At 72.0% G+C, this 9,859-nt stretch carries 10 protein-coding genes, 6 tRNA genes and 2 pseudogenes; 8 read left to right on the plus strand and 10 right to left on the minus strand.

Going from position 1 to position 9,859, the window contains the following annotated elements; translation table 11 throughout:
* Nucleotides 1–1,066: 1,066 nt before the first annotated feature.
* The 3 genes from BM536_RS41780 to BM536_RS19740 all read right to left on the minus strand — a co-directional run bounded on the left by BM536_RS41780 (nucleotide 1,067) and on the right by BM536_RS19740 (nucleotide 1,969).
* Nucleotides 1,067–1,330 carry a hypothetical protein gene (locus BM536_RS41780; protein WP_073498878.1) on the minus strand — a complete coding sequence of 88 codons (264 nt, stop codon included), beginning with the start codon at nucleotides 1,328–1,330 and terminating at the stop codon, nucleotides 1,067–1,069.
* 31 nt (nucleotides 1,331–1,361) lie between these two features.
* Nucleotides 1,362–1,433 (minus strand) — tRNA-Val (locus BM536_RS19735).
* A 77-nt stretch (nucleotides 1,434–1,510) separates the two neighbouring features.
* Nucleotides 1,511–1,969, minus strand: a complete 459-nt coding sequence (locus tag BM536_RS19740; protein ID WP_073498876.1) for a TIGR02611 family protein — start codon at nucleotides 1,967–1,969, stop codon at nucleotides 1,511–1,513.
* Nucleotides 1,970–2,160: 191 nt separating this feature from the next.
* On the opposite strand from BM536_RS19740, the gene BM536_RS19745 reads away from it, so the two are divergent.
* Both BM536_RS19745 and BM536_RS19750 read left to right on the plus strand, forming a co-directional pair.
* A complete protein-coding gene (locus BM536_RS19745; protein ID WP_004002642.1) occupies nucleotides 2,161–2,574 on the plus strand; it encodes an SsgA family sporulation/cell division regulator in 414 nt (137 codons plus the stop codon).
* Nucleotides 2,575–2,868: 294 nt separating this feature from the next.
* Nucleotides 2,869–3,429, plus strand: coding sequence for a CGNR zinc finger domain-containing protein (locus BM536_RS19750; protein ID WP_073498874.1), 561 nt, complete (start codon nucleotides 2,869–2,871; stop codon nucleotides 3,427–3,429).
* 69 nt (nucleotides 3,430–3,498) lie between these two features.
* Here BM536_RS19750 and BM536_RS41305 read toward each other — a convergent pair whose 3' ends face one another.
* Nucleotides 3,499–3,651 (minus strand): hypothetical protein, encoded by a 153-nt coding sequence (locus tag BM536_RS41305; RefSeq protein WP_170109935.1) that lies wholly within the window; start codon nucleotides 3,649–3,651, stop codon nucleotides 3,499–3,501.
* Nucleotides 3,652–3,879: 228 nt separating this feature from the next.
* A pseudogene (locus BM536_RS19755) lies at nucleotides 3,880–4,325 on the minus strand (hypothetical protein).
* 231 nt (nucleotides 4,326–4,556) lie between these two features.
* On the opposite strand from BM536_RS19755, the gene BM536_RS19760 reads away from it, so the two are divergent.
* Nucleotides 4,557–5,099 carry a DsbA family protein gene (locus BM536_RS19760; RefSeq protein WP_211362911.1) on the plus strand — a complete coding sequence of 181 codons (543 nt, stop codon included), beginning with the start codon at nucleotides 4,557–4,559 and terminating at the stop codon, nucleotides 5,097–5,099.
* 5 nt (nucleotides 5,100–5,104) lie between these two features.
* On the opposite strand, the gene BM536_RS19765 is transcribed toward BM536_RS19760, so the two are convergent.
* From BM536_RS19765 to BM536_RS19775, 3 genes are all read right to left on the minus strand, one after another.
* Nucleotides 5,105–5,923 carry a GNAT family N-acetyltransferase gene (locus BM536_RS19765; RefSeq protein WP_211362912.1) on the minus strand — a complete coding sequence of 273 codons (819 nt, stop codon included), beginning with the start codon at nucleotides 5,921–5,923 and terminating at the stop codon, nucleotides 5,105–5,107.
* 141 nt (nucleotides 5,924–6,064) lie between these two features.
* Complete coding sequence (locus BM536_RS19770) at nucleotides 6,065–6,886, minus strand: aminotransferase class IV (protein WP_073498868.1); 822 nt, start codon at nucleotides 6,884–6,886, stop codon at nucleotides 6,065–6,067.
* Nucleotides 6,883–7,926: a chorismate-binding protein gene (locus BM536_RS19775; RefSeq protein WP_094103276.1), complete on the minus strand. Its 1,044-nt coding sequence runs from the start codon at nucleotides 7,924–7,926 to the stop codon at nucleotides 6,883–6,885. The genes BM536_RS19770 and BM536_RS19775 overlap by 4 nt, the downstream gene beginning before the upstream one ends.
* 177 nt (nucleotides 7,927–8,103) lie before the next feature.
* On the opposite strand from BM536_RS19775, the gene BM536_RS19780 reads away from it, so the two are divergent.
* The 5 genes from BM536_RS19780 (at nucleotide 8,104) to BM536_RS19800 (ending at nucleotide 8,561) form a co-directional block, all read left to right on the plus strand.
* Nucleotides 8,104–8,176, plus strand: a tRNA-Gly gene (locus BM536_RS19780).
* 38 nt (nucleotides 8,177–8,214) lie between these two features.
* Nucleotides 8,215–8,288: transfer RNA gene (locus tag BM536_RS19785), tRNA-Cys, on the plus strand.
* Nucleotide 8,289: 1 nt separating this feature from the next.
* Nucleotides 8,290–8,361: transfer RNA gene (locus tag BM536_RS19790), tRNA-Val, on the plus strand.
* Between the two features lie 19 nt (nucleotides 8,362–8,380).
* A tRNA-Val gene (locus BM536_RS19795) sits at nucleotides 8,381–8,452 on the plus strand.
* 37 nt (nucleotides 8,453–8,489) lie between these two features.
* A tRNA-Val gene (locus tag BM536_RS19800) sits at nucleotides 8,490–8,561 on the plus strand.
* Between the two features lie 56 nt (nucleotides 8,562–8,617).
* Here BM536_RS19800 and BM536_RS19805 read toward each other — a convergent pair.
* Entirely contained in the window at nucleotides 8,618–8,929 is a 312-nt protein-coding gene (locus BM536_RS19805) for a TFIIB-type zinc ribbon-containing protein (RefSeq protein WP_073498866.1), read from the minus strand.
* An 81-nt stretch (nucleotides 8,930–9,010) separates the two neighbouring features.
* Nucleotides 9,011–9,859 (minus strand): annotated as a pseudogene (locus tag BM536_RS19810) (phosphotransferase family protein); the annotation flags it as partial.

Below are 9,859 nucleotides of genomic sequence, written 5' to 3' on the forward strand. Positions count from 1 at the left end.
CGGGCTCGGTGGGTGGTCAGGCGGCGGTGGCCCGGGGGGCCAGGGGCTCTGGCGGAGGGCGGAGGCACAGGTGTGCGGGCGGGCGGTCTGACTGACTGACTGACTGGCTGGCGGGCTGGCGGGCTGGCGGGCTGGACGCAGACCCGCACGGGGCCTACGGCGGCCGGCTCGCCGCCAACCACACGCGCCGACCATCGCCCGGCTCACGCCGGGAACCAGGCCCGCCACCAACGCGTCAGCACTCCTGGGCCGGCCCGGAATCCCCCGCCCTACGCGGAGCCGAACGGCAGCGGCAACCCGCTCTGCCAGCCCCGCGAGCGGGCAGTCGACACGGTGCCGACGCGGGCGGACCCTACGGCGGCCAGCTCCCCGCCGACTGTCGGGCACCCACCGCACGGCTCCGACCATCACCCCAGCTCACACCGGGTGCCAGGTGGACCCGCATGGCCAGGGGCCAGTGTCCGGCTCAGGGTCCAGCAACTCCCGCGGGAGTCACCACCCACCGCAACCACGTCGCTCACGCGGCAGGGGCGCTTCGGCGTCCAGCTCACTGACGCCCCGCTCGGCGCTGACCGCCGGAGTCCGAGGGCGTCCACGTCCGCCTCGGCCGTAGTCCACGTCCTGGCGTGGGACATGGCATCGCGCCGCAGATGCGGACTGCCGAATCCCAGCCCGCCGCCGCCTGGGCGCTTCACGCGCGGCCGAACTTCGGCCCAGCTCGCCGGGATGCCGGCCGTGCCGTCAGAGCGTCGAACGGTGCAGTCGACCCGACCCTCGTTCCCTTGCGGCGGAGCCGAGCAGCGGCCACGCGTCCAGCCCCGCACGGCCCCGCAGCGGACCTGACACCTGGCGTCCGCGCCTAGGGGCACCTCCGGGCAGCCGCGGGACTCTACGCGGCCGTCGACCGCGTCCTGGGCGCCGCACAGGACACGGCGCCCCCGGCCGAGTCCACCCGGCAGCGCGGGTCATCGCGTACCGGCCCCCCAGCCCCCACGATCCGAGGCGGCGCCCCGGCGAGAACACGCCGGCCACCAGCCGCGACGACCAGCCCGAATGCCCCACACCCCTACTCCGCCCAGGACCAGCCGACCAGTTCCTGAACCCGACCCGGACACAAGCCGCCCCGGCCCGCCCCCCTGGCCGAGAACCTCAGGCCGCACAACCCGGCGCTCCCGATCGCCACCCACAGTGACAGTGACAGCCAGTGCCACAGCGACAGCGACAGCGACAGCGACAGCGACAGCGACAGCGACAGCGACCACCATGCGGCACCGGCGGTCCGCCCACCGGACACGGAGAGCGCCCCGACCAGCGCGAACGCCGACGCCATCCGCGATATGGCGGATGGCCGTCGGTCCGGGTGGGCGATACTGGGTTCGAACCAGTGACCTCTTCGGTGTGAACGAAGCGCTCTCCCACTGAGCTAATCGCCCGGGCGCAGGAAGTACATTACCCCATGTCAGCGGGTCGCTGTGACCAGGTCAGGCCACCCCCGCACCCCCGCGGCGGCTCACTGGTCCTCGATCTTCCAGGGCATCACGAGGCCGAACTTCCACACGTAGAAGACCATGATGGCCGCGATGATCACGAGTCCGATCGCGGTCAGGATGATGTTGCGGCGCCTGACCTTCGGGTCCAGGGCGCGCTGCGCCGCCTCGGTGACCTTGCGCTTGGTCCAGCGCAGGACCAACTGGGCCCAGACGAACTCGGTCGCCCAGATCGCCATGCCGCCGAAGATCACGACCCAGCCGGGGCCGGGCAGCGGCAGCATGATGATGCCGGCGACCACGACCGCGAGGCCGACGACGAAAATGCCGACCTGCCAGCTCAGATGCAGGATCCGGCGGGCTTGGATGAACGCCGGAGCCCGGGAACCGAGGGCCTGTTCCTGCTGGTCCGACGCCCTGTCCGACTTCGCGTCGCTCGCCGCCATGGCTACCTCGCCCGGCTCGTGACTCCCCGTATTCATACGGCCAAACCCTACCCGAGAGATTCGAGTCACCGTAATGGTGGTACTTCACGAACGCTCCCTCGGCCGGAAGAGTTACGTAAACACACGCAAAACACGCAGAGGGGTTTACAACGGCACCGTAGGTGGCATGTCGATTTCGCCGACGTGCGAATCCCCGAGCGCACACTGAGCGAAAGGCCCTGGCGCTTATGAACACCACGGTCAGCTGCGAGCTGCACCTGCGCCTCGTTGTGTCGAGCGAGTCATCCCTGCCTGTCCCCGCAGGCCTGCGGTACGACACGGCCGACCCCTACGCCGTGCACGCCACCTTCCACACCGGAGCTGAGGAAACCGTCGAGTGGGTGTTCGCCCGCGATCTCCTCGCGGAGGGCCTGCACCGGCCCACGGGCACCGGCGACGTCCGAGTCTGGCCGTCGCGCAGCCACGGTCAGGGCGTCGTCTGCATCGCCCTGAGCTCTCCGGAGGGAGAGGCCCTGCTCGAGGCCCCGGCGCGGGCCTTGGAATCCTTCCTGAAGCGAACGGACGCGGCTGTGCCCCCGGGCACGGAGCACCGTCACTTCGATCTCGATCAAGAGCTCTCGCACATCCTGGCGGAAAGCTAGGCAGGGGGCTCCCACTCAGCCGCCCGGCGCCGTCCACTCGGGGAGACGGCTCGGGCCCGGACCACAACCGCACAGGCTATGCGCCGGCGCCGCGTCACGGTTCTCCGTGGTGCGGCGTCGCGTGTGCGCCGCGCCTGGCCCGTCGCCCGTCGCCCGTCGCCCTCCTCCCCCGGCCTCGGCGGCAGGGCGGCGTGAACCCGTGCCCCGATCGGCCGTGGCACGACGGCTCGGTACGGCTACCATCGGCCAGCATCGGCGGGCGCCCGCCCGACCCTCCAGGCCAGGGAGCGAAACGTGCTGATCACCCACGACACCCGGTGTGCGCTCGACGCCGTGGTGGATCTGGTGAACACCGCACCGGAGGACGACACCACCCCGGACGCGCTGCCAGATGTCGCCACCCTCGAGGTTTTCGTACGAAAACACGAAATCAGTGATGTCGGTGTGCTCTCCGAGTTCGACCTGTCCGCGGTGCGCAAGGTCCGGGGGCGGTTCGCGCGGATCTTCGCCGCGTCGGACCCCCGCGCCGCCGCCTCGCTCATCAACGAGCTGGTCGCCGCCGCGGGAACCACGCCCCGGCTCACCGACCACGACGGCTACGACTGGCATGTCCACTACTTCGCCCCCGGCGCCTCGATCGCGGACCACCTCGCGGCCGACTGCGGGATGGCTCTGGCCTTCTTCGTGGTGGCCGGGGAGCAGGAGCGGCTGCGGCGCTGCGAGGCTCCGGACTGCCGACGCGCCTTCGTCGATCTCTCCCGCAACCGTTCGCGCCGGTACTGCGACAGCCGCACCTGCGGCAACCGCCTGCACGTGGCCGCCTACCGGGCGCGCCGCAAGGAGGCCGCGGGCTGAGGGCCCGTGGGCCCGTTCTTCGATGCCGACGCGGCCCCGGCGGGTGACGCCGGGGACCGCGGGTACGGCTCAGAGCAGCAGCAGGTCGTGCAGCGAGGCCATGAGCAGCAGACACCCGATCACCGCTAGGAAGATCATCAGCGGTGGCTGGGAAAGGGCGAAGAGGCATCCGCGCGGTTCGTTCTGAGGGGCCGCGGCGTCGCTCTGTGTCGTGTCCAGCATCTCGCGGGCGATGATGACTCAGGTGGCGCACCCCACGCGATCAGCCCGCCCGGATTGAGCGGTACTTCGCCGAATTCCGTGATGTCGGTTTCCAACCTTGATCGCTTCCGCGCGCGGGCGGCCCGACTGTGTCGTTTCCCCCTGGGGCGGGATCACGCCGCGCAAACGCCTCTCAGCCGCGGTGACGCGCCGTCGGCGCCGGGGCCGTCGCCGACCGTCGGCACCGCCTCATATGCCGTGCTTCTTGAGGATGGCCTCGATGTCGCTGAAGTCGTCCGAGGGCGTCGCCCGCGGCGCGGCGGCGGGGCGGGAGGCGGGCCGGACGCCTCTCCCAGGGAGGGGGCCGACGCGGTCGGTGCCACGGCTCCGGCCTCTGCGGAGCGCGCCGCCGCCCTGCGCTCCTTGCGGGTGCCGCCGCCCCTGCGGCGCTCCACCGCGCGGGTCGTAGCGAAGAGCGCCCACGCGCCGCCCAGCACGGCGAAGCCGGCCCAGGCCGTGGGGCTGAACGCGGTGTCCGCGGCCCACTCGACGACTCCGGTCATGACCAGGCCGAGGGGCACCAGCGCATAGGCCACGATCCGGGCGGCCGCCAGGAAGCGCTTGCGGTACGCCGTCACGGCCGCGATGCCCAGGCCGGCCGCGGCCACGGCGGAACACACGGTCTCGGCAATCATCCGGTCCTCCAGACAGGCACACGCGGGCAGGTGCAGTACGGCTCAGCGCCGCGGCGCAGCGGCGCTTCGTCCCCTCCATCCTGCACCTGCGAGGTGCCCACGGGCCATGATTCAGCCGGACATCAGGGACATCTCCGGGTCAGCTCCTCCGAAGGTGCCGGTGGTCGTCGTACGGGCGGTGCGGGACGTCCCGGATTGGGGGGCCGGGACGGGGGCTGGAAGACTGGGGGCATGAGCGACTCCTCCCCCGCGGCCGTCCCGGCGCCCGATCCCGCCCGTCCCGCCGTCGTCCTCGATGTCTGGTGCGAGCTCCAGTGCCCGGACTGCCGTACCGCCCTGGCTGACCTGCGCGCCCTGCGTGAGCGGTACGGCGACCGGCTGGAGCTGCGGCTGCGGCACTTCCCGCTGGAGAAGCACCGGCACTCCTTCGCCGCGGCCCAGGCCGTCGAGGAGGCCGTGGAACAGGGGCAGGGATGGCCGTACGTCGAGGCGGTGCTGGGGCGGGTCGAGGAGCTGGACCGTAGGGGCGAACCCTTCCTGGTCGAGGTGGCGCGGGAACTGGGGCTGGACGCCGAGGAGTTCGACACGGCGCTCATCGACGGGCGGCACATCCTGATCGTCGACGCGGACCAGGCCGAGGGCAAGGCGATCGGCGTCACCGGCACCCCGACGTACGTCATCGGCGGCGAGCGTCTCGACGGCGGCAAGAGCCAGGACGGGCTCCGGGCGCGCGTCGAGGAGATCGCGGACCGGTTGCTGGCCGAGCTGGGCTGAGCGGCTCAGAGCAACGGTTTGTACAGGGAGTACCCCTCCGGCACGTAGCCGAGCGAGTCGTAGAGGCGCTCGGCGGGAGTGTTGCCGGCGAAGACGTTGAGGCCGATGACCGTTTTGCCGGCGGCGATCGACTGGGCCTCGGCCAGCAGCATCAGGGTGCGGCCGTGGCCCCGGCCGCGGAAGGGCTCGTCGGTCTCGACGTCGAAGACGAACGCCTTGTCTTCCGCGAAGGACATCCACAGCGTGCCGACCCGGCTGCCCTCGTGCTCCAGGACGGTGAACAGCATGTCCTCGGTGTGCACGCCCCGCGGCAGTCGGCTGTCCCGCCGCGCCTTGGCCCACGCCTCCTCCTCGGGAACCCCGCGGTCGATCCAGTCCCGCGCGTACTCCACGACTCCCCGCCGGTTCCACGGCCCGAACTCGGCCTCGGTCATGGGTCTGGCCCGGCTGCCGGCGGGCAGTTCGGGCGGGACGGAGCCGAGGGACTTCCGCAATCCGCGGTTGCGGTGGACGTATCCCAGCGCGTGGGCCAGGCGCAGGGCGGCCTCGGCGTCGGCGGGGACCCGGATCTCGATCCTCCGGCAGCCCCAGCCGCGCGCCACCTCCTCGGCGGCGAGCGCGGCCACCGCGCCCCGGCCACGCCTGCGGTCCGCCTCCTCGACGCGCAGATCGTCGACGCGGGCGACCCTCGGACCGAAGTCGGGATGGGTCGAGAGGTGGACCGCGCCCACGGGGCGGCTGTTCACGCACACCTGGAAGTGGCGGGACAACGCCCCGTCGGCGGTGCGCTGGAGCGGCTCGGTCGGCCGCAGGGTCGTGGTCATCACCGGTGTTCTACCCGCTGCCACACCTCAGGTCAGCCGAATAAAAACGGTCCGCGCCGAGCGGAGGTGTCCCGGAGCAGGTCGGCGCGGCCCCCACGGAGCAGGTCGGCGCGGACCCATGGAGCAGGGTCGGCGCGGACTCTACGGATCGAGGTCGTCGCCCGCCCGTTCGGCGAAGATCCGCATCGCCTTGGCGGTCACCGGTCCGGCCGTGCCCGGCAGTTCGCGGTCGTCGACGCGGTGCACGGCCTGGACGTCCCGCAGGGTGGAGGTGAGGAAGACCTCGTCGGCGCGCTCCAGCACGTCCAGCGGGAGGTCGGTCTCCTTCGCGCCGGTCCAGTCGACGGTCAACTCGCGGGTGATGCCCGCGAGGCAGCCGGAGGCGAGCGGCGGAGTGTGGATCTCGCCGTCCAGGACGACGAAGACGTTCGACCCGGTGCCCTCGCAGAGCTGCCCGACCGTGTTGCCGAACAGCGCCTCGGAGGCGCCGTGTCGATGGGCGCGGGCCAGGGCGACGACGTTCTCGGCGTACGACGTCGTCTTCAGGCCGGTGAGTGCGCCGCGTTCGTTGCGGGTCCAGGGGACCGTGATCGTGGCCGTGGAGTCGGGGCGGCGGCTGGTGTCGCCGAGGGCGACGACCAGGGTCGGCCCGTGCTCGCCGCGGTCGGAGCCGAGGGGGCCTCGGCCACCGGTGTAGGTGATGCGCAGCCGGCCGAGCGGCATGGGGTTCGCGTCCAGGACGGCCGCGCAGGCGCGGCGGACCTCGGCGTGGTCGGGCTCGGGCAGGCCGAGGCCGCGCGCGGAGCGGGTCAACCGGTCGAGGTGACGGGTGAGCGCGAACGTCCTGCCGTCCACCGCCTTCACGGTCTCGAACACGCCGTCGCCCACGGTCAGCCCGTGGTCGAGGACGGAGACACGGGCGGATTCCATGTCCTGCAGCCCGCCGTCGAGCCAGATCTTCACGTCAGTCCCTCTCCACTCACCTCGTACGCTCCCGACGCTACCGCGAGCAGTCGGGACGCCTTCAGTTCGGTCTCCCGCCACTCCGCCTCGGGGTCGGAGCCCCAGGTGATGCCGGCCCCGGTGCCGAAGCGCAGGACGCCTGCCGCACGGTCGATCCAGAAGGTGCGTATGCCGACGGCCAGCTCGCCGGTGCCGCGGTCGGCGTCGACCCAGCCGATGCCGCCGCAGTACGGACCGCGCGGCGCCGTCTCCACCTCGTCGATGATCCGCAGGGCGCTGGACTTGGGGGCGCCGGTGACCGAGCCCGGCGGGAACGCCGCGTCGAGCAGCTCGGGCCAGCCGGCGTCCTTGCGCAGCTCGCCGCGGACCGTGGACACGAGGTGGACGAGGCCCGGGTGCTTCTCCACGGCGCACAGGTCGGGCACGGTCACACTGCCGGTGGCGCAGACCCGCCCGATGTCGTTGCGGACCAGGTCCACGATCATCACGTTCTCGGCGTAGTCCTTCTCCAGAAGGTCCGCCTCGGTCCGGCCGGTCCCCTTGATCGGCCCGGACTCCACCGTCCGCCCGTCCCGCCGCAGGAACAGCTCCGGGGACGCGGTGGCGATCTCGACCCCGTGCCCGGGCAGCCGAATCGTTCCGGCGTACGGCGCCGGGTTGCCGCGGGCGAGCAGGGCCGTCAGGGCGTCCACGTCGGCTCCGGAGGGCAGCGGCGCGGACAGGACCCGGCACAGGTTCGCCTGATACACCTCGCCGGACGCGATGTGCTCACGGATCCGGCGCACTCCCGCCGTGTACGCAGTGTGATCGAGGGACGACGTCCAGTCACCGGTCGAGGGCCCGCGCCACTGCCCCGGCGCCGGCGCGGGCACCGGCTCCACTCGTACGTCGGCGAAGCGGGCGCAGACCAGACGGCCCTCGAAATCGGCGGAAACGGCCCAGAAACCCGTGGAATCGAGGGCGGAGGGGTCTTCCGTGACATCGAGGAGGCCGGTGGCGACACGGTCGCCGAAGCGGGCGAGGGGAGGGAGGTCGAGCACGATGTCGAGTCTAGGGCGGGTGTCGCGGGGGCGACCTGGGGACGTCCTGGCAGGGGCCTGAGCAGGTACTCGGTGGAACACAGCGCAGCACGCTGCACAAACGCGTTTTTGTGCTGGCCCCGGAATCCGCTAGAGTTCAACTCGTCGCCGGGCCGCGAGAGCGGGCCGAAACGATAGGCGGACGTAGCTCAGTTGGTAGAGCGCAACCTTGCCAAGGTTGAGGTCGCGAGTTCGAGCCTCGTCGTCCGCTCGAAGGAAGAAGGGGACTTCACGGTCCCCTACACTCCTGGTGGAGTGGCCGAGAGGCGAGGCAACGGCCTGCAAAGCCGTCTACACGGGTTCAAATCCCGTCTCCACCTCCAAGGACGATTAGCTCAGCGGGAGAGCGCTTCCCTGACACGGAAGAGGTCACTGGTTCAATCCCAGTATCGTCCACTGGATCTTCGGATCCCCCGCGCGATTAGCTCAGCGGGAGAGCGCTTCCCTGACACGGAAGAGGTCACTGGTTCAATCCCAGTATCGCGCACGCAGCATCCGCGGCCCCCGGGTCGTGATCACCCCGAGGACGATTAGCTCAGCGGGAGAGCGCTTCCCTGACACGGAAGAGGTCACTGGTTCAATCCCAGTATCGTCCACACACCGGAGCCCCCGGCCGCCAGCGCGGTCGGGGGCTTCTTCGTGCGGCGCCGGGTCAGCTGGAGAAGAGCATGTGTCCGAAGCTCTTGTGACGCTTGTTGCCGTAGTGACCCCCGTGACCGGGGTGGCCGCCGTGACCACCCTGCGGGGCGCCCCAGGCGGGAGCCGGCGGCACGGGAGCGGCCGGGTACCCCTGCGGGGTGGGCGGGGGCGGCGGGGCCTGCTGGGTCCACTGGGACTCCACGCGGGTCAGCGCCTCCAGCTCCCCGTAGTCGAGGAAGATCCCCCTGCAGTTGCTGCACTGCTCGATCTGGACGCCGTTGCGGTTGTACGTGTGCATCGGGGCGTGGCACTTCGGACACTGCATGGTTCGGCTCAACTCCTCGCCGGTCGGTCCTGCTTCGCGTATCACCAGGACAGACTCTGTCCCGCTGCGGTCGGTTGCACCCTACTTCGCCGGGCTCGGCCCCAACTGCGCAGGTGCGGAACTCATTCGGGCACAGGCGTCGGTCAGAGCCCGCTCCACCTCGTCCAGATCCCTGCCCTGGGCGAGGGCCTTGGTCAGGGCGCGCGCCGCGGTCTGGACGGTGAGGGCGCGGGCCGGGACGTCGAGGGCGGGCCAGGGGTCCCCGTCGGCGGGGACTGCGGGGCCGCCCGCATCCCGGTAGGCGGTCAGGAAACGGGTCCACTCGTCGGGCGGGAGCAGACCGCAGGCGTACCAGGCGGCGGGGCGGGCCAGGTCCCAGGCGGGGACGCCGACGCCGAGGTCGTCCACGTCGATGAGGCGCCACGGGCCGTCGGGGGCGGGGTGGCGGACCAACTGGCCGAGGTGGAGGTCGCCGTGGCAGAGGGTCGTGGTGTCCGGCATCGGGGCCTCGGCGCGGGCCCAGGCGGGGAGGTGGCTCCAGGCGCGCAGGACGGCACCGACAGCGGGACGGGGGCCTGCTTCGCGCAGGCGGGCCACGGCGCCGGCCGCCTTGGCGGGTCCTCGCATCGGAGGGAGCGGGGTCGGCGCGGGGGTCCGGTGCAGGCGGGCGAGGAGGCCGCCCGCGGCTTCCCAGGGGGCGGCGTCCGGGTCCTCCGGGTCCACGGGGGTGCCGTACGGCCAGAAGGTGACGAGACGGGCGTCCAGGACGGTGGGGGTCGGGGTGAGCGGGGGCAGGAGGACGGTCGGGGAGGTGGACGGCCGTGGCGGAGGCGGGGGGTGAGGGCGGCGGGGTCCGTGTCCGGGGCGTGGGCCTTGGCGACGGTGTCGGCGTGACGGACGACGGTGGCGTCGGGGCGGTCCGCGAGGGTG

The organism is Streptomyces phaeoluteigriseus, assembly GCF_001896135.2.
Classification (GTDB): Bacteria; Actinomycetota; Actinomycetes; order Streptomycetales; family Streptomycetaceae; genus Streptomyces; species Streptomyces phaeoluteigriseus.